Source organism: Blautia sp. AF14-40 (assembly GCF_003479665.1).
GTDB classification, from domain to species: Bacteria; Bacillota; Clostridia; order Lachnospirales; family Lachnospiraceae; genus Fusicatenibacter; species Fusicatenibacter saccharivorans.
In genome coordinates this window covers 24,873-42,892 of record NZ_QUHK01000022.1, presented here as the reverse complement: position 1 = coordinate 42,892, position 18,020 = coordinate 24,873, and the positions used below count along the sequence as shown (strand labels likewise).

The window sequence follows — 18,020 nt, the reverse complement described above, 5'->3', positions numbered from 1 at the left end:
AAAAGAGGGATCACATGAGTAAACAGGGAAAAAGAGATTTTAGACCGAACATTCATTTTACACCGGAGAAAAACTGGAACAACGATCCAAACGGACTGATTTATATCGATGGTATCTGGCACCTGTATTATCAGTACAATCCAAATGACGTTGTATGGGGACCGATGCACTGGGGTCATGCAGTATCGAAAGACCTGATTCACTGGGAGCATCTGCCGGTCGCATTGTACCCGGATGAGATCGGAACGATGTACTCCGGAAGTATGGCATACGATGAAAATAACACCAGCGGATTTGCGAAATACGGTGAGAAGCCAATGGTGGCTGTCTACACGGCGCACAATATGGAAACAGGCCTGGAGCAGCAGTGTATTGCATACAGTCTGGATCAGGGAAAGCATTTTGAAAAATATTATGGCAACCCGGTGATCAAAAACCCGGGCGCACCGGATTTCCGTGATCCGCGCGTCTTCTGGAATGATAAAAAGGACTGTTGGAGCCTTGTTCTGGCATCCGGCGATCACGCAGAGTTTTACGCATCCCAGGATCTGAAAAACTGGAAGAAAACAGGCGAGTTCGGTGTCGGTGTCAATAAAGTGCCGACTGTATGGGAATGCACCGATCTGATCCGTGCTAAAACAGGAAATGAATTTGACGGATTCAAATGGATTCTGATAGTCAGCATGATACATCCGGGAACCGAAGGCCGTGCCAATATACAGTATTTCGTCGGTGATTTTGATGGAGATACCTTCCAGTGCACCGAGATCACAGACGAGCCGCTGTGGATTGATTTCGGATTCGACAACTATGCCGGCGTAACGTATGGAAACTACGACCGCCCGGTTTACCTTGGATGGGGCGTTAATCCGCTCTACGCGAACTTCGTTCCGACCGGTGAGTATTCCGGTCTGATGACACTGCCAAGAGAACTTTCACTCTGCGAGACCGATGAGGGCTACCGCCTGAAAACAAAACCGTTCGGGATCGATGAGTACCGTGCGGGTGCCTTCCCGATCGGAAATCAGAAGCCGCTGCTGACCGAGAGCTTTGGACTTCTCGTGCAGGGCAATTTCGGAAGAATTGCGCTGAAAAACAGCAGAGGTGAGGAAGTAGTCATCGAGGTAACGGTGGACAGCATCACGGTGGACCGCTCTAAGAGCGGCGACCTTAGTTACTTTGATGATGTAGATCCGAAGCTCTTCAAAAAAGAGGATCTGCTGGTATCTACAACAAAACGTTACATGCGCGGAAATGTCAACATGGAGATTATTTTTGACGTTTCCTATCTGGAGATTTATGCAGATGGTGGTCTGGAGATCGCTTCCGTATGCGTTTACCCGGATGCTCCGTATCAGGTGGTTTCCACAGACGGAGATCTGGAAGTGAAAATGTACACCATTAAAAAATAGGGGATATGTTTATTTTGGGAGGTTTTACAAAAATGATGAAAAAAAGAGATTACAGACCGAAAATCCATTTTTCGCCGGAAAAAGGCTGGATGAATGATCCGAATGGCATGGTTTATGTAGATGGCGTGTACCACTTCTTTTATCAGAAGTACCCGTATGATACCAGCTGGGGACCGATGCACTGGGGCCATGCAACATCACGCGACCTGATTCACTGGGAGCATCAGCCGATCGCACTTTATCCGGATGAACTGGGATTTATCTTTTCGGGAAGTGCTGTGTATGATACGCAGAATTCTTCTGAGTATGGTACCAATGAAAACCCGCCGATCATTGCTATTTATACCAGCCATCACAAGGACGGTTTGGAACAGCAGAGTATTGCATACAGCAATGATAAGGGTCGGCATTTTGAAAAGTCATATCTGAATCCGGTCATCAAAAACCCGGGAATTTCCGATTTCCGTGACCCGAAAGCGTTCTGGAATCCGGTCAGAAGATGCTGGAGTCTTGTTCTTGCAGCGCAGGACCGTGTCTTCTTCTACGCATCCCAGGATATGAAAAACTGGGAGAAAACAGGAGAATTCGGACCGGAAGGAAATCATGTGAAGGGTGTGTGGGAATGCCCGGATCTGTTCCCGATTGAGTATAAGGGGAAAAATGTATGGGTTCTTGTTGTCAGCATGACAAAAGCCTCCGAGGACGACCACTGCAAAATGCAGTATTTCCTGGGTGATTTCGATGGAGAAAAATTCCTCTGCACCTATCCATCCGATGAGCCAAGATGGCTGGATGAAGGCTTCGACAACTATGCAGCCGTTACATTCCAGAATGCGAAAGATGTTCTGCTGATGGGATGGGGTATGAACTGGCAGTATGCAGCACAGACTCCGACAGAAGAGTACTGTGGCCAGGCAACCCTGGCGAGAAAGCTGTCCCTGACAGAAGTAGATGGTGCGCTGACCCTCGTGGCTGCTCCGGCCGGACTGGAAAAATTTCGCCACAGCAGCTATCCGATCGAGAATCATACAACGATCCGCACAGAGACCTTTGGATTGAAGGTTTCCGGAAAAGGAGATGCGAAAATCTGTCTGAAAAACTCAGTGGGACAGAAATTGAAGATTTATGTAACTGACACCAAAATCACGGTTGACCGTACAATGGCGGGCTACAAAGAATTCAGTGAGCACTTCATGACGGAAAAATATTCCATCAGCACCGCAGCGAGAAAGAAAGACGGAGCATGGAATCTGGAGCTTGTTTTTGATGTTTCCATTCTGGAACTGTTTGCTGAGGATGGCGTAGATGCTATTTCCACAGTGGTTTATCCGGAGACACCGTACGACCGTGTAAGCTGGAAGGGCGATCTTTCCGTTGAACTTTACGAAATTGATGCATAAGGGCTGAAAGAAAGGGGAAAAGCAAAATGGGATACTTTAAAGATGTGACACCGGAATCAACTGGAATCAGCTCCAAAGGAATTTTGAATTTTCTCGACCGAATCGAAGAGAACCAGATTGAGCTGCACAGCTTTATGGTGATCCGCCATGGACAGTGTGCGGCGAAGGGCTGGTGGAAGCCGTATGATGAAAAATTCCGTCATCCACTGTATTCGTTCAGTAAATCGTTGACAGCAACGGCGATTGGTTTTGCAGAGCAGGAGGGAATCTTATCGCTGGATGAGAAAATTGTCGATATCTTTCCGGACCTGCTGCCGGAAAATCCATCCGAAAATCTCAAAAAAATCACGCTGCATCACCTGTTGATTATGGGTTGTGGTCACGAGACGGAGATTATGGACAATTCCGAAAACTGGATTTCTACCTTTCTTCATCATCCGGTGCTCCATGAGCCGGGAACGTTTTATAAATACAATACAGCCGGAACTAACATGCTGGCTGCCGTTCTGAGGAAAAAAACGGGACAGAACGTCACAGAATTTCTGAAATCCCGTCTGCTGGAGCCGCTTGGCATCACATCCCTTACCTGTGCGCTGCTCGGAGACGGAACGGAGCTTGGCGGCGGCGGTATGAAGATGGTAACGGAGGATATGGCAAAATTCACGTATTTTCTGTCCAGACAGGGTGAGTGGGAAGGAAAGCAGCTGCTTCGAAAAGACTGGTTTGAACGCGCCTGCCGCAAGCAGATTGAGACGGAGGGCGATTCGGAAGGCCACGTAAAAGACTGGGCGCAGGGCTACGGCTATCAGTGCTGGATGTGCCGTTATCCGGGTTCCTTCCGCGCAGATGGTGCGTACGGTCAGTTCGGCGTTGCGTTCCCGGATCTCGATCTGATTGTGATCCTGACAACAGCAACAGAACAGACGCAGGAGGAGCTGAGTGCACTGCAGGAGGAACTGATCCCGTATGTGAAGAAAGAGGCAGGAGAGCTGCCGCCGTCCCCACTTGCCGATGCAGTAAAAGCGCGTACCGCAGATCTGGCTCTGCCGCCGCGCAGAGGAACGAGAAATCCGTTTATGGAAGAAAAGGTAAGTAAGCATGTTTATGTATCTGCCCCGCTGATGGGGAACCAGCAGCTGCCGGATTCCGCAGAAATTCTGATCGGCGGAAGCGGCCTGTTTTCGCTGGAGACAAGCCCGATTCAGGAGATGCGATTCGCTTTTGGCTGCGATAAGATGTACTGGAAAGTACAAGAAGGCGGGAAAGAAAAGGAATTTGTCCTCTCCATGCGCCGGGATTTCGCCTACAGTGAAGCAGACGGCCATATTTACGCAGGATCCGCTGCATGGCGTACCGTCAACACGCTTGAGATGGAGCTTCGCCGGATGGATGGCCTAAGCGGCGGCCGCATGATCGTCAGATTCCAGGAGGAAAAGCTGCTGTTAGAGGCAGAGGATACGCTGATCAGCGTTGGGGGACTCGGTATTTCACCGCGTCAGGCACTGACTGTATTTGGATTAAAAGAAGATTAAATGGATCGAAAGAGAGAAAAACCGGCGGAATTTTCCGCCGGTTTTTGCATAGGCGTGAGAAAATCCTGTAAAAGAAAGAAAACAATATGCAAAGTCTGAGAGAAGAATTGCCGATTCTTTCTGAATATGGTAAAATTTTGAATATCTTGGAAAAAGAGCGACGCAAAAGATAAAAATACAGGAGGCTCTATGTCAGTTTTTTCAGATTTATTATCCGAATATATCACTATGAAGGATGTCGGGGTCTACCCGCTTTCACAGTTCTGCGGACTCGATCGTTCTTTCATGTATAAGATCATCAATGGAAAACGAAATCCATCCGGGGAGGATGTTGTGCGGAAGATGGCACAGTTCATGCAGCTGACACCACGGGAAAAAACAGATTTCATGGATGCATTTTACATTACCCAGATGGGTGAAGAGGTTTATTACCGGCGCAAATCGGTCGGAGAACTGATTGAAACATTTAGCCGCCGCGAGGGAAGAAAAGAGCATATCTTTTATGAAAAGGAACTTGCGAAAATGGAAATGAGCGGGGGGGGGTAGAGGAGAGATTCCCTTTCAGGGCGCAGTGCATGTGCGGCATGCAATTTTACAGTTGTTTTCCGGCGAAGCTGTAAAAGAAAACGGAAAAATTTCCGTTCTGGTTCAGCCGGACTTCGATTTTGCCATGGAACTTCTGCAGGTTCTCGGAGAACAGAACCCGAATTTGACGATTCACCATCTGTTCTGTATGAACAACAACGAGAAGCTAACTTCAATGCGGAAAAATTACAACCTGAGTTGTCTGCAGAAAATTCTACCGATCTGTGCCTGTGGATGCGATTACCGTGCGCGGTACTATTACGACAATGTGGCGGCGCGGCTGAATGAGTTCCGCCTTTTCCCGTACCTCATCCTGACGGAGCACTGTGCGCTTGCTTTTAGTGCCGATTACCAGAATGCAATTCTGTTCCGGGAGGAGACGACGCTGCGGATGATGCGCGAGATGTTTGAAGGCTATTTAAAACAGTCGGAGCCGTTGTTTGAACGTCTTGACACGGTACAGTCCCAGCTTGGCTATACGGAAACACTGATTCGTCGCTTTATCGCATCAGATTCCCCGCGGTATTTCTTCCAGAGAATGCCGTGTCTTTCCGGACTTCTGACACCGGAAATGCTGAAACACCATCTTGTAAAAGAAATGCCGGAGCGAGATCAGATGATACAGGCGGTTGCGCAGTATGCAAAGGTGATGCAGACACGGGTGCTGGATGAAAAAACGACGATGTTTTTCTCAGAGGACGGCGTCAAAAGTTTCCTGGACACGGGCCGCGTGGATGAGTATCCAAAAGAGTGCTATTCTCCGCTGGACTTTGACGAGCGTATTGCCCTGATCCGCCGCTTTCTGGCGCTGCGGGATCGCGCGAATCTTCGTATGATCCGGGAAACGAAAGAGAGAGCAGAGCATGCGCTGAATATTTCGGTCAATGCAAACGAGGGCTATCTTCTGTTCCAGACGCGGACAGAGCGGCTGATTTACCTCAGCATCCGGGAACCGAGCATTCTTATGGCATTCTACGATTACCTGGAATCCATGAAACCGGAAGAACTCTGCACGGAAGAGGAGATGCTGGGACGTGTCGAAGCCATTCTGCATGAATTTGTGGCTTGTCATTCCAGAGAAGGTTCGATATAATAGAAAAAAGGATATTTCCAAACCGGTCATCTCGGGTGAGTTCCGGTGCGTGTCTGCTGAAAAGAAGGCTGGACACGCACCGGGCGGGAACCTGCGGATGACCGGTTTTGACTGTACGAAAAAGAAATGGGGGTTTTTACGAATGAGTACAGAAAGTAAAACAAGAATGACGGAGGGCAGTATTTCAAAAAAGATGATTCTGTTTGCGATCCCGCTGTTCCTTGGTAATCTGTTCCAGCAGTTGTACAATACGGCCGACTCGCTGATTGTAGGAAATTTTCTGGGAAGCAATGCACTGGCAGCGGTCAGCTCTTCGGGCAATCTGATCTTTCTGATGGTTGGTTTTATTAACGGTATCGCAATGGGCGCCGGTGTCGTGATTGCAAGGTATTACGGAGCGAAAAACCGGGAAGATCTGCAGAAAGCGATCCATACGACCGTGGCGTTCGGCCTGGCGGCCGGTGTAGCGCTGACTGTGCTTGGCATGTATCTGGCGCCGAAAATCCTTGTGCTGATGGGAACACCGTCCGATGTCCTGCCGCAGTCCGTCGAATATTTCCGTACCTATTTTGCAGGATCTCTTGGTTTTATCATGTATAACATTTTCGTCGGCATCCTGCAGTCCGTTGGCGACAGCCGTCACCCGCTGATCTATCTGATCGTATCGTCGTGCATCAATGTTGTGCTCGACCTGCTTTTTATCGGAGGGCTTGGCATGGGGGTCGGTGCGGCGGCGCTTGCAACGGTCATTTCCCAGTTCACAAGCGCGATTCTCTGCATGATCCATCTGCTGCGGACGAAGGAAGAGTATCGTCTTCATATCCGCAAAATCCGTTTCGACGGCCGGGCGCTTGGCGAGATTATCCGCAACGGTGTGCCGTCCGGTTTCCAGAACTCGGTTATTTCGATCGCAAACGTTTTCGTGCAGACGAACATCAATGCATTCGGGAAAATGGCGATGGCAGGCTGCGGTTCATATGCAAAAATCGAGGGTTTTGCATTCCTTCCGGTTACATGCTTTACGATGGCATTAACGACGTTTGTCAGCCAGAATCTCGGTGCAAAACAGTATGACCGGGCGAAAAAAGGAGCGCGGTTTGGCATTCTCTGTTCCATTACCATCGCCGAGCTGATCGGGTTTGTGATCTATGCAGCCGCACCGACTTTGATTGCGGCGTTTAACAGCGATCCGGCCGTTGTCCATTGCGGCGTGATGCAGGCGAGAACGATTGCACTGTTTTATTTTCTGCTGGCATTTTCTCATTGCATCGCGGCTGTGCTCCGCGGTTCCGGGCACGCTTCGGTTCCCATGGTTGTCATGCTCTGCGTCTGGTGCCTGTTCCGCGTCAGCTACATTACCGTGACGGTCCGGCTGATCCCGGATATCCGCGTGATTTTCTGGGCTTACCCGCTGACCTGGAGTATCAGTTCTGTCATTTTCCTGTATCTGTTTTTGAAAGGAAAATGGGTATACGGCTTTGAAAAAGGAGGAAAACAAGGATGAACGCAGAATCGACGAGAGAAGCGCTTGATGTGGCATCGCTGGCGGGAGACATCCTGCTGGCGAGCGGCGCGGAAATCTTCCGTGTGGAGGAGACGATCGACCGCATTGCGCGGGCGTATGGCGTCAACTCCAGCGATGCGTTTGTGTTGAGCAGTGGTATTTTCCTGACTGCTGAGAGTGGAAAAAAGCAGGAATTTGCCCGCGTGCGTCACATTCCGCTGTCGGCGGCGCGGCTCGACAAGGTAACGGCAGTCAACCAGCTCTCCCGCGAAATCGAGGAGGGGCTGCACGCGCCGAAAGAGGCGAAGGCCTGGCTGCTCGACATTCAGCGGATGCCGGACAAACCAAGATGGCACCAGGTGCTTGCATCCGGTGTCGGAAGCGCGTGCTTCTGTTTTCTGTTCGGCGGCGATGTGGTGGACAGCATGGTAGCGTTTCTGTCGGGCTTTGTTCTGTACTTCTATCTGCTGTACCTGCTGCGCGGCAGAATGTCAAAGATTGCGACGAATATTTCCGGCGGCGCGCTTGTCACACTGATTGCCGTTTTTCTGTATCAGGCGGGGATCGGCCATCATCTGGACAAGGTCATCATCGGTTCGATTATTCCGCTGGTGCCCGGTGTCAATTTCACGAACGCCATCCGTGATATTGCGGATCAGGACTACATCGCTGGTTCCGTGCGGATGCTCGATGCGCTGCTTGTGACATTCTGTATTGCGCTTGGCGTCGGACTGATTATCACAGGATATCATCAACTGGCGGGAGGGCTGCAGCTATGAGTGATACCATTCGTTTAATTGCGGAATTTTTTGCAGCCTGCGTCGGAACGATTGCGTTTGCGCTGCTGTTCCAGGTGCCGCGGAAATACTACCTGTACTGCGGACTGGCAGGTGCCTGCGGCTGGATCTGCTACAAACTGTTCCTCCCGCATACGACAGAGCCGGTATCCATCTTTTTTGCAACGGTGCTCGTCATCCTTCTGTCGCGCAGCTTTGCGGTGTACAAGCGCTGCCCGGTAACGGTATTTCTGATTGCGGGTATTTTCCCGCTGGTGCCGGGAAGCGGCATCTACTGGACTGCTTTTTACGTGGTAACCAATGATCTGGAGCGCGCCGGTGCAAGAGGATTTCTGACACTGAAGGATGCAGTTGCGATTGTGCTTGGCATTCTCCTTGTTTTTGAGTTTCCGCAGAGCTGGTTCCGTAAGGTGTTGACAGACAAAAGCAAATAACCTATTATTGTAGTAGAGATTATAAACAAGGAGGAAGGAAAACAAATGGCATTGAATCAGTTTTCCAGAACACAGCTTCTGCTCGGACAGGAGAGCATGGATCTTCTGGCGAATGCAACCGTTGCCGTTTTCGGTATCGGCGGCGTAGGCGGATATACCGTAGAGGCGCTGGCAAGAAGCGGTGTCGGCCATTTTGTGCTGGTAGACGATGATAAGGTCTGCCTCACCAACATCAACCGTCAGATTATTGCGACGAGAAGCAGTGTCGGAAAATATAAAGTAGACGTAATGAAAGAACGCATTCTGGATATCAATCCGAAAGCGGAGGTAGAGGTATACAAATGCTTTTATCTGCCGGAAAATGCGGACGATTTTGATTTTTCGAAGTATTCATACGTGGTGGATGCTGTTGATACCGTGACAGCGAAGATTGAGATTATCATGCGCGCCAAAGCGTGCAATGTGCCGGTCATCAGCTGTATGGGAGCTGGAAACAAGCTGGACCCGACGAAGTTCCGCGTGGCGGATATCTATAAAACGAACATGTGTCCGCTGGCAAAGGTCATGCGGCGTGAGATGAAAAAACGCGGCGTGAAGAAACTGAAAGTGGTCTATTCAGAGGAAAAATCCCTCCGTCCGCTTGAGGATATGAGCATCAGCTGCCGGACAAATTGCATTTGTCCTCCGGGAGCTGCAAGAAAATGCACGGAGCGGCGTGATATCCCGGGCAGCGTAGCGTTTGTGCCGTCCGTAGCAGGACTGATTCTGGCGGGAGAGGTCATCAAAGATCTTTCCGGTGTCAGAGAGAGACGGCAGCTGCAGTAAAAAATAAGAATAAAAGGGACGAGCCCCGGAAAAGCAGTTGTGCTTTCCGGGGCTCGCCTTGTGTTTATGGAGATTTGAAATTTGAAAAATTACATTACGGCAACAACATCATATTCGGTGCAGCCTTCGGTGAGCGGAATCAGATTTCCTTCTACTGCGGTTCCGTTTACCGTGAGGGAAGAAATACCTTTCTCCCTGTGCTCCGGATTCTGGAAGGTGATGTTATACCATGCACCGCGGAAGTATCTGCGGATCTTGAACTCTTCCATATCGGACGGAATACACGGATTTAAGGAAAGTCCGTCGTAATCCGGCTGAATGCCGAGGATGTACTGGGAAACATTGACAAAAGTCCATGCGGCAGTACCGGTCAGCCAGGAGTTCTTTGCCTCACCGAAGTGAGCAGCGTCTTTTCCGGCGATCATCTGAGAGTAGACGTACGGCTCGGTGCGGTGGATCTCGCTGATGTCCTCAATGTAAGCCGGGCAGATCTTGCGGTACAGATCAAATGCGCGGTTTCCGTGGCCGACAACGGTCTCAGCGATGGAGATCCATGGGTTGTTGTGGCAGAAGATACCAGCATTCTCTTTGTATCCCGGCGGATAGGAGGAAACCTCACCAAGATTCAGGTAATACTTGGTGTAAGCCGGCTGCAGAAGAACAACGCCGTACTTGGTTTCCAGAATGTTCTGGACAGAAGTCAGGGCTTTTTCTGCCAGTCCTTCTTTGACACCGATTTCAGCAAGAACACAGAAGCCCTGCGGCTCGATGTAGATCTTACCTTCCTCACATTCATTGGAGCCGACTTTTTCGCCTGCTGCATCATAAGCACGCAGGAACCATTCGCCGTCCCAGCCTGCATCAAGGACTGCCTGGTAAACTTTTTCGACTTCTTTTTCTGCGTAAACAGCTTCTTCCTCATTGCCTCTGCGGCGGCAGATGGCTGCGTACTCTTTGCCGTATTTCACGAACATAGCGGCGATGAAAATGGACTCAGCAACTGGTCCCTCGGAAGGTCCTGTCGTCTGGAACGGTTCGCCCGGCTCTGCAGAGAAGCAGTTCAGGTTCAGACAGTCATTCCAGTCTGCACGGCCGATGAGCGGCAGTTTGTGCGGTCCGAGATGGGTTACGGTAAAGTCGAAGGAACGTTTCAGGTGCTCCATCAGAGGCTGTGCCTTGGTGGAATCGTTGTCGAAATCAACCTGCTCATCGAGAATGGAGAAATCTCCGGTCTCTTTGATGTAGGCGGCGCATCCGGCAATCAGCCAGAGCGGGTCATCGTTGAAGCCGCTTCCGATATCCATGTTTCCTTTCTTGGTCAGCGGCTGATACTGGTGATATGCGCTTCCGTCTTCAAACTGGGTAGCAGCGATATCGAGCAGACGCTCTCTTGCGCGGTCCGGAATCAGATGAACGAAGCCGAGCAGATCCTGGCAGGAATCACGGAAGCCCATACCACGGCCGGTGCCGGATTCGAAGTAGGATGCAGAACGGGACATGTTGAAGGTAACCATACACTGATACTGGTTCCAGATGTTGACCATGCGTCCCAGTTTTTCATCTGCACAGGAGAGCGCATATTTTGCCAGCAGGCCTTCCCAGTAGGAAGCAAGCTCTGCAAGTGCTGCGTCAACCTGCTCGTCGGTCTGATAGTGAGAGAGCATCTCTTTTGCCGGTTTTTTGTTGATCACGCCAGGAGCTTCCCATTTGTCATCCGCTGCATTCTCACAGTAGCCGAGAACAAAGATAAAGGAGCGGGACTCGCCTGGTTTTAAGGTAACGTCGATGTGGTGGGAACCGATCACACCCCATCCGCTGGCGACGGTGTTGCCTGCAGTGCCGCGCAGAACGGTCTCCGGGCGGTCATTTCCGCGGTAAGCGCCAAGGAAAGCGTCGCGGTCGGTATCGTATCCGTCGATCGGGCAGTTGACTGCATAAACAGCGTAATGTCTGCGGCGCTCGCGGTACTCAGTTTTGTGGTAAATTTCAGAACCCTGAATCTCAACTTCGCCGATGCTGAAGTTTCTCTGGAAGTTGGTCATATCGTCCACGGCGTTCCAGAAGCAGAACTCTACAAAAGAAGTCAGAGCCAGTGTTTTTTCTTCGGTGCCGTTGTTGGTCAGCATGAGACGGTTTACTTCGCAGGAATCTGCCAGCGGAACAAAAGCGGTCAGTTCAGCGGCAACTAAGTTTTTGGAAGAAACAAAGCGGCTGTAGCCAAGGCCATGATGGCACTCGTAGGAATCGAGCGGCGTCTGGGTCGGCTGCCAGCCCGGGTTCCAGACGGTATCGCCGTCCTTGATGTAGTAGTAGCGTCCGTTCTGATCGAGCGGCGTATCGTTATAACGGTAACGGGTCAGACGCAGAAGTTTTGCGTCCTTGTAGAAGCTGTATCCGCCGCAGGTATTGGAAATCAGAGAAAAGAAGTTCTCAGATCCCAGATAGTTGATCCACGGAAGCGGAGTCTTCGGGCTTGTGATGACATACTCTTTTTTCGCATCATCAAAATGTCCAAATTGCATGTGTGATACCTCCTTCGTCGTACAATGTAATTTCATTATACAGCCGAAAAAAGAAAAAACTAGCAAGAATTTGCTAAAAATATAAAAAAACGCCGAAACCGTTTTCGTGACAGTTTCGGCGTTTGTGGATATTCACGAATTGTTCCGCGATTCTGCAAATATTCGGAATCCGCTGGCGCTACGTCCTCATGTTTGGCGGGTTCCAAATTCGAACGCTTTATCGTGCAAGCACGAACAGCTTTCGAACTTTGAACCCTGGAATATCAGATCTTCTCGTGATTCTTAAATTTCTTAATAACTTTCTGAATACGATCCGCCGGATCCAGCAGTCCGCTGATGGAGGCATCGTGATTCAGCTTGTCGATGATGAGAGCGATATATTTGCTCAGGTCGCAGCTGATGTAGTACTCGCGGGAGAGAAGCTCCGGTGTCTGGTATACGACGTTGGTGGTCAGAACTTTTGTGAAGAGTCCTTCCTCATAAGCCTTGTCGAATTTCTCCAGTCCGCTGGTGAACAGTCCGAAGGTCGAGCACATGTAGATGTTGCGTGCCTCACGATCCTTTAAGAGTTTGGCAACTTCCAGCATACTCTCGCCGGAGGAGATCATATCGTCGATGATGATCATATCCTTACCTTTGACATCAGCACCGAGAAACTCATGGGCAACGATCGGGTTGCGTCCATCAATGATGGTAGAGTAGTCGCGGCGTTTGTAGAACATACCCATGTCAACACCGAGGTTGTTTGCCATGTAGATAGCACGGCCCATACCGCCCTCATCCGGGCTGATGACCATCAGATGATCCTTGTCGAGCTTCATATCCGGTGCATTGCGCAGGATGTTTTTGATGAACTGGTAAGCCGGCTGGATGGTTTCAAATCCATGCAGCGGAATCGCGTTCTGGACACGCGGGTCGTGAGCGTCGAAGGTGATGATGTTTTCTACGCCCATAGCAGTCAGCTCCTGCAGACCAAGTGCGCAGTCGAGAGACTCTCTTCCAGATCTCTTGTGCTGGCGGCTCTCATACAGGAATGGCATAATGACATTGATTCTGCGGGCTTTTCCACCGATGGCTGCGATGACACGCTTCAGATCCTGGAAGTGGTCGTCCGGAGACATGTGGTTGGTGTAGCCGCACAGAGAATAGGTCAGGCTGTAGTTGCAGACATCGAGCAGAATGTAGATATCGTCACCGCGGACAGATTCGTTGATGATACCCTTTGCCTCGCCTGAACCGAAACGCGGAACCTGAGACTGGATAATGTAGCTGTCACGCTCATATCCTTCATAGGCAGCGACATATTTTTCCGCAAATTCATTGCCGCGTCCCTTTCTCCAGCTGACCAGATAATCGTCGACCTTTTTTCCAAGTGCGGCGCTGCTGTTCAGCGGGATCAGTCCCAGTCTTCCGATTGGCAGTGTGTCAAAATGTCCTTCAGTTCCCTTACTCATGCTTTGGTTCCTCCCAAAAGTTTTTTCTGGATCCGAATATCGTTTCCAAAAAGTTTAATGATGGTGTAGTTACTTGAAATTCGTGAAAAGGTACGTTCCGAGTACGTCTCCATGAAGCGGTCAAGGGGCAGGTTCGTGGAGATGATCGTCGATTTCTTCCGCAGGATGCGTTCGTTGATGCAGAGAAAGAGCTGGGAAGAGACGAAGCTGTTGGTCAGTTCCGTACCTAAATCATCGATGATCAGAAGATCGCAGTCAAAGATATTGGCGTGAGCGTCTTTTGCTTCTTCTGAACTGGAAAAGGTGTAGCGTGCAAACAGGTCAAACAGATCAAATGCAGTAAAATAAATCACACAGAACGACTGCTCGATCAGTTCGCGGGCAATACAGTGCGAAAGAAACGTTTTTCCGACACCGGTGTCGCCGTAAAAGAAGAGATTTTCAAACGACGAGCCGAAATTGCGGACGAACGCCTGGCTTTTTTCGAGCGCGGCAGCAGCGGCCTCGCGGGAAGTGAGCGGTGTTCCGGTACTGGTCAGGCTGTCCGAGTAGTAATCCAGAGAGAACTGGCTGAAATTTTCGGCTTTCAGAAGCTCCTCCACGTTGGACTGCCGGTACAGAAGATCGACGGCAGCTTTTTTGAAGCAGGCGCATTTCTGCGTGCCGTTGATGTAGCCGGTGTCGCGGCAGAGCGGGCAGTCATACGTCAGCTCGAGATAGTCTGCCGGGTAGCCGTGCATGGAAAGGAGCGCCGCGCGTTCCTGGGAACGGTCACGGATGGCAGCATTCAGGTCGAGATCCATGGAAGCGTCTCCGTTCAGCATCGCTTTTGCTTTCCGAACCGAGAGGGATGCAATCTCGGCGTCGATTTCCGCAAGGCGCGGAATCTTTTCATAAGCAATGCGGATGTGCTCCTGCTGTTCTCTCTGGTGGCGGAGCTGCCGTTCGTTGTACATGCGCATAATCGCATCGTATTGCGGGTTTGTCAGTGCCATAGTTGTTTCGTCCTCCGGGCGTTATTTCAGAAGCTGTTCTTCTAACTTCTGGTAGTCGTATTCTCTCTGATGGAAATTGTTGAAGCGGTTACTTGAAGCAGCAGGAGCGGTTTTTCGTGCCGCATTCTGATCAGAAGCGGTTTTCTTCCTTTTCTGGTGCTCCGCATCGCGCTGTTCGACGTCTGCCATGGAGCGGACGCCCTGTTCCTTCCATTTGGAGAGAATGCCTTCCGCGTACTGGAAGCTCGGCTGGCCGATCTTGGAAACGGTGCGCTGACAGGCTTCGGTGATAAGATCAATCGTAAAACCGTAGGTATTCAGCCAGCGGTCCATCATCTCGGCTTCTTTTTCCACCGGTGCGCGGTTGCGGATGCCGAATGCTTTCAAAATTGTGTAGTAATGTTTGTTGAATGTCGTGGTCTCCTGTTTGGCAGAGGCAACATCGCGGATTCCGCTTTCCTGCCAGGCGAGTCCTACCTTTTTCAGGTAGTGGATGCTGGTGCTTCCCTTCGAAACACAGTATTCCACCAGGTATTCCAGAAGATCCGCGGAAAAGTGGAGATCATCATAGAAAAACATGATGCATTCGATTTCCGTTGGCGACAGAAGATGACCGAAATACGTCTGCGCAACGTAAAGAACGTGCTGCAGTTCTTCGCGGCTGCCGGGAGCGTGTTTTTTTTCTACTGACTGTCCGGAAATACCGGAACTGGAAAGATCATCTGCCGGAGAAGAGGCAGATGGGGCAGAAACGGCCGGCTGTGGTGATGGAGCCGGGGTCTGTTCCGTCTGCGGGATTTCAACGGATACAGCAGAAACAGCCGGTGCAGCCGCAATCGGGCCGGAAATCGAGGATTCCGGTGTTGGAAGGATTCCGCTTTCTTCCTTCCGGACAAGCGGCAGAAAGGCGATTCCGGTCGGAACGCTTTCCCCAGTGGTGTAGGAGAGCGAGAGGAGTCCCTGCTTCTCCCAGTATTTCAGCGCCCGGACGATATCGTTTTCCGTGCAGGAAAAAAAATCTGCCATCGATGACAGAGTGGAATCCTGCTGATGGTCTTTGACCAGCTTCAGCAGATAAAGGTACACTTTTACAAATTCTCCGTTGGCTGCGGGCATATATTGTTCCAGAAAAAGATCCGGCACAGCAGTCACACTGGCCAGGCAGTCATTGTTTAATGTCAGCATACTCAAAATTACACCATCCTGTTCTTATCGTGCGGCAGATTTTTACTTTTAGCGATCTGTTTTTTATTATACGTCTTGCCTTCTCATACACAACCAAGTATAACACAGTATTTTCGACAAGTGAATAGGTGTTTTGCGGAAAAAACATTCCGGGAAAAAGGCACGGTGGATGAAAAAGGACTGTGGACAATGTGGATAATGTGGAGAAATCCGTTTTGTGAAATATTATCATCTACCAAAAATGTTGAAAAATGGAGGAAAACAGGGAAGTATAGGACTTTCTGGTGATATCGTTATGTAAACAAAGTTATACACAGGAAATCCACATTGTGTGGATCGTAAAAATGTGTATAAAATTGTGGACAATGTGGATAACTCTGAAAACAGGCGAAAATACAGGAAAATAGCTGTGAATAAAAATGTGCGTAACTATTTGGCGAAAAGACAGATTGTGTGGATTCGGAGCAAAAAAAGACCCTGTGGAAAAAAGGAAAACTCCATTTTCCACAGGGAGCAGGTAAAGCGAAAGAATGATTTTATTTTTCGGAAGCAAGAAGCTCCTCACCGATTTTTACAACGTCTCCGGCACCCATGGTGATCAGCATGTCGCCCTCGGCAAGATTTTCGTTCAGATAGTTTTCGATTTCCGCAAAGGATGGGAAATATTCGCAGGCAGTGCCGAGTTTTACAATGCGTTCCTGGATATCTTTGGAGGAGATGCCGAGCGTATCGGTTTCTCTGGCTGCGTAAATATCGGCGAGAACCACATGGTCTGCCAGGGAAAGAGCGGCAGCGAAATCATCGAGCAGCGCTTTCGTTCTGGTGTAGGTATGCGGCTGGAAGACGCACCACAGTGTTCTGTGCGCACAGTTTTCAGCGGCTTCCATCGTTGCACGGATTTCGGTTGGATGATGCGCATAATCGTCGATCACCTTTGCTCCGTGGTATGTACCCTTATACTGGAAACGGCGGTCGGTTCCGCGGAAGGTGGCAAAGCCTTCGTGGATGGCGTTTTCCGGCAGCTGCAGTTCATCGGCCAGTGCAATGGCAGCCAGGGCGTTGGAAACGTTGTGAAGTCCCGGAACCATCAGCGTATAGCGACCGCGCAGCTCGCCACGGCAGATGCAGTCGAAGGACGGGTGATCGAACTCATCGTAGGTGATGTTGGCAGCGGTATAATCAGCGACAGCCTGATTCTCCAGCGCGTAGGTGACAACCTTACAGCCAAGACCTTCGGTCACGTAATCGTATTTCGGCGTATCGGCATTGATAATCAGCATGCCGTCGGTCGGGAGCAGACGGGCAAACGCACGGAAAGAGTGGCGGATGTCGTCGATATCCTTGAAGAAATCGAGATGGTCTGCATCCATGTTGAGGATAATGCCGATTTTCGGAAAGAAGCTTAAGAAACTGTTGGTATACTCGCATGCCTCGGTCAGGAAGGTTTCGGAATGGCCGACACGGATATTTCCGCCGATGGACGGAAGAATACCGCCGACAGAAATAGTCGGATCGCAGTCAGCGGCCATCAGAATGTGGGAGAGCATAGAAGTTGTTGTCGTCTTTCCGTGTGTACCGGAAACGGCGATCGGTGTATCGTAGTTGCGCATGATCTGTCCGAGCAGCTCGGCACGGGTCAGCATCGGAACACCGGCAGCTTTTGCAGCGGCAAATTCCGGATTGTCCGGATGGATGGCTGCGGTATAAACAACAAGGTCGGTTCCCGGAAGAATGTTTTCTGCCTTCTGACCGTAGAAAACCTGTGCGCCAAGAGAAGTCAGGTGGCGGGTCAGGTCACTTTCTTTTGCATCGGAACCGGAAATTGTAAAGCTTTCTTTTAAAAGAATCTCGGCAAGGCCGCTCATGCTGATGCCGCCGATGCCAATAAAATGTATATGGATTGGTTTGCTGAAATCTACTTCGTACATGGTATCTCCTTCAATGTGTCTTTTCACTGAAAATGGGGAAATTTTCTCAATACATATTTTTCAATTAATATAGGAAAGAACAGAACGAAATGCAGCGCCGGTTCCCCGGAATCCGGCTGGAACTGTTCTGGCTAATAGTATACACGTATTTGCCGGAAAAGTAAAAGAAAAAAAGCGGATGAATTCGAAAATGAAATAAAAAACAATGGATAAGTATTATAAACCAGAACATATGCAAAAAGAAATATTGCAAACTAAAATGAACGAAATGTAACAAAAACTGGTAAAAATAAATGAATACGCTGTCGAAAATTGTAGAAAATCATGATACGATTTTTGACACAAATAAAATGC

14 protein-coding genes are annotated in these 18,020 nt (G+C 49.8%); 9 read left to right on the top strand and 5 right to left on the bottom strand.

Translation table 11 applies throughout. From position 1 onward, the window contains the following. The first annotated feature begins 14 nt into the window (after positions 1–14). The 9 genes from DWW13_RS14065 to DWW13_RS14025 all read left to right on the top strand — a co-directional run bounded on the left by DWW13_RS14065 (position 15) and on the right by DWW13_RS14025 (position 9,582). Positions 15–1,412, top strand: coding sequence for a glycoside hydrolase family 32 protein (locus DWW13_RS14065; RefSeq protein WP_118720386.1), 1,398 nt, complete (start codon positions 15–17; stop codon positions 1,410–1,412). Between the two features lie 32 nt (positions 1,413–1,444). After that, positions 1,445–2,812, top strand: a complete 1,368-nt coding sequence (locus tag DWW13_RS14060; RefSeq protein ID WP_055219204.1) for a glycoside hydrolase family 32 protein — start codon at positions 1,445–1,447, stop codon at positions 2,810–2,812. A 26-nt stretch (positions 2,813–2,838) separates the two neighbouring features. Then, positions 2,839–4,344 carry a serine hydrolase domain-containing protein gene (locus DWW13_RS14055; RefSeq protein ID WP_118720384.1) on the top strand — a complete coding sequence of 502 codons (1,506 nt, stop codon included), beginning with the start codon at positions 2,839–2,841 and terminating at the stop codon, positions 4,342–4,344. A gap of 189 nt (positions 4,345–4,533) precedes the next feature. After that, on the top strand, positions 4,534–4,890 hold the full coding sequence (locus tag DWW13_RS14050) for a helix-turn-helix domain-containing protein (RefSeq protein WP_118720382.1): 357 nt from the start codon (positions 4,534–4,536) through the stop codon (positions 4,888–4,890). Positions 4,891–4,921: 31 nt separating this feature from the next. Continuing rightward, positions 4,922–6,022 carry a hypothetical protein gene (locus DWW13_RS14045; protein ID WP_119208574.1) on the top strand — a complete coding sequence of 367 codons (1,101 nt, stop codon included), beginning with the start codon at positions 4,922–4,924 and terminating at the stop codon, positions 6,020–6,022. A 142-nt stretch (positions 6,023–6,164) separates the two neighbouring features. After that, positions 6,165–7,526, top strand: a complete 1,362-nt coding sequence (locus DWW13_RS14040) for an MATE family efflux transporter (protein ID WP_118720396.1) — start codon at positions 6,165–6,167, stop codon at positions 7,524–7,526. Beyond that, positions 7,523–8,305: a threonine/serine exporter family protein gene (locus DWW13_RS14035; protein WP_055265622.1), complete on the top strand. Its 783-nt coding sequence runs from the start codon at positions 7,523–7,525 to the stop codon at positions 8,303–8,305. Before DWW13_RS14040 ends, DWW13_RS14035 begins: the two co-directional genes overlap by 4 nt. Next, positions 8,302–8,757 carry a threonine/serine exporter family protein gene (locus tag DWW13_RS14030; RefSeq protein ID WP_055265624.1) on the top strand — a complete coding sequence of 152 codons (456 nt, stop codon included), beginning with the start codon at positions 8,302–8,304 and terminating at the stop codon, positions 8,755–8,757. Before DWW13_RS14035 ends, DWW13_RS14030 begins: the two co-directional genes overlap by 4 nt. 45 nt (positions 8,758–8,802) lie before the next feature. Beyond that, positions 8,803–9,582 (top strand): tRNA threonylcarbamoyladenosine dehydratase, encoded by a 780-nt coding sequence (locus DWW13_RS14025; RefSeq protein ID WP_055226710.1) that lies wholly within the window; start codon positions 8,803–8,805, stop codon positions 9,580–9,582. A gap of 89 nt (positions 9,583–9,671) precedes the next feature. On the opposite strand, the gene DWW13_RS14020 is transcribed toward DWW13_RS14025, so the two are convergent. The 5 genes from DWW13_RS14020 to murC all read right to left on the bottom strand — a co-directional run bounded on the left by DWW13_RS14020 (position 9,672) and on the right by murC (position 17,666). Continuing rightward, a complete protein-coding gene (locus DWW13_RS14020) occupies positions 9,672–12,104 on the bottom strand; it encodes a GH36-type glycosyl hydrolase domain-containing protein (protein WP_118720378.1) in 2,433 nt (810 codons plus the stop codon). A gap of 263 nt (positions 12,105–12,367) precedes the next feature. Continuing rightward, positions 12,368–13,558 (bottom strand): ribose-phosphate pyrophosphokinase, encoded by a 1,191-nt coding sequence (locus tag DWW13_RS14015; RefSeq protein WP_022463223.1) that lies wholly within the window; start codon positions 13,556–13,558, stop codon positions 12,368–12,370. Then, positions 13,555–14,553, bottom strand: coding sequence for an ATP-binding protein (locus tag DWW13_RS14010; protein ID WP_055219220.1), 999 nt, complete (start codon positions 14,551–14,553; stop codon positions 13,555–13,557). Before DWW13_RS14010 ends, DWW13_RS14015 begins: the two co-directional genes overlap by 4 nt. Positions 14,554–14,574: 21 nt before the next feature. Further along, complete coding sequence (locus tag DWW13_RS14005; RefSeq protein WP_117509923.1) at positions 14,575–15,738, bottom strand: DnaD domain protein; 1,164 nt, start codon at positions 15,736–15,738, stop codon at positions 14,575–14,577. 536 nt (positions 15,739–16,274) lie between these two features. After that, positions 16,275–17,666: a UDP-N-acetylmuramate--L-alanine ligase gene (murC, locus tag DWW13_RS14000; RefSeq protein ID WP_055219224.1), complete on the bottom strand. Its 1,392-nt coding sequence runs from the start codon at positions 17,664–17,666 to the stop codon at positions 16,275–16,277. Positions 17,667–18,020: the final 354 nt, after the last annotated feature.

Excerpts from the sequence above, each read along its gene's own strand:
- DWW13_RS14065 (WP_118720386.1), top strand. The coding sequence starts at position 15 with ATGAGTAAACAGGGAAAAAGAGATTTTAGACCGAACATTCATTTTACA.
- DWW13_RS14060 (WP_055219204.1), top strand. The coding sequence starts at position 1,445 with ATGATGAAAAAAAGAGATTACAGACCGAAAATCCATTTTTCGCCGGAA.
- DWW13_RS14055 (WP_118720384.1), top strand. The coding sequence starts at position 2,839 with ATGGGATACTTTAAAGATGTGACACCGGAATCAACTGGAATCAGCTCC.
- DWW13_RS14050 (WP_118720382.1), top strand. The coding sequence starts at position 4,534 with ATGTCAGTTTTTTCAGATTTATTATCCGAATATATCACTATGAAGGAT.
- DWW13_RS14040 (WP_118720396.1), top strand. The coding sequence starts at position 6,165 with ATGAGTACAGAAAGTAAAACAAGAATGACGGAGGGCAGTATTTCAAAA.
- DWW13_RS14035 (WP_055265622.1), top strand. The coding sequence starts at position 7,523 with ATGAACGCAGAATCGACGAGAGAAGCGCTTGATGTGGCATCGCTGGCG.
- DWW13_RS14030 (WP_055265624.1), top strand. The coding sequence starts at position 8,302 with ATGAGTGATACCATTCGTTTAATTGCGGAATTTTTTGCAGCCTGCGTC.
- DWW13_RS14025 (WP_055226710.1), top strand. The coding sequence starts at position 8,803 with ATGGCATTGAATCAGTTTTCCAGAACACAGCTTCTGCTCGGACAGGAG.
- DWW13_RS14020 (WP_118720378.1), bottom strand. The coding sequence starts at position 12,104 with ATGCAATTTGGACATTTTGATGATGCGAAAAAAGAGTATGTCATCACA.
- DWW13_RS14015 (WP_022463223.1), bottom strand. The coding sequence starts at position 13,558 with ATGAGTAAGGGAACTGAAGGACATTTTGACACACTGCCAATCGGAAGA.
- DWW13_RS14010 (WP_055219220.1), bottom strand. The coding sequence starts at position 14,553 with ATGGCACTGACAAACCCGCAATACGATGCGATTATGCGCATGTACAAC.
- DWW13_RS14005 (WP_117509923.1), bottom strand. The coding sequence starts at position 15,738 with ATGCTGACATTAAACAATGACTGCCTGGCCAGTGTGACTGCTGTGCCG.
- murC (WP_055219224.1), bottom strand. The coding sequence starts at position 17,666 with ATGTACGAAGTAGATTTCAGCAAACCAATCCATATACATTTTATTGGC.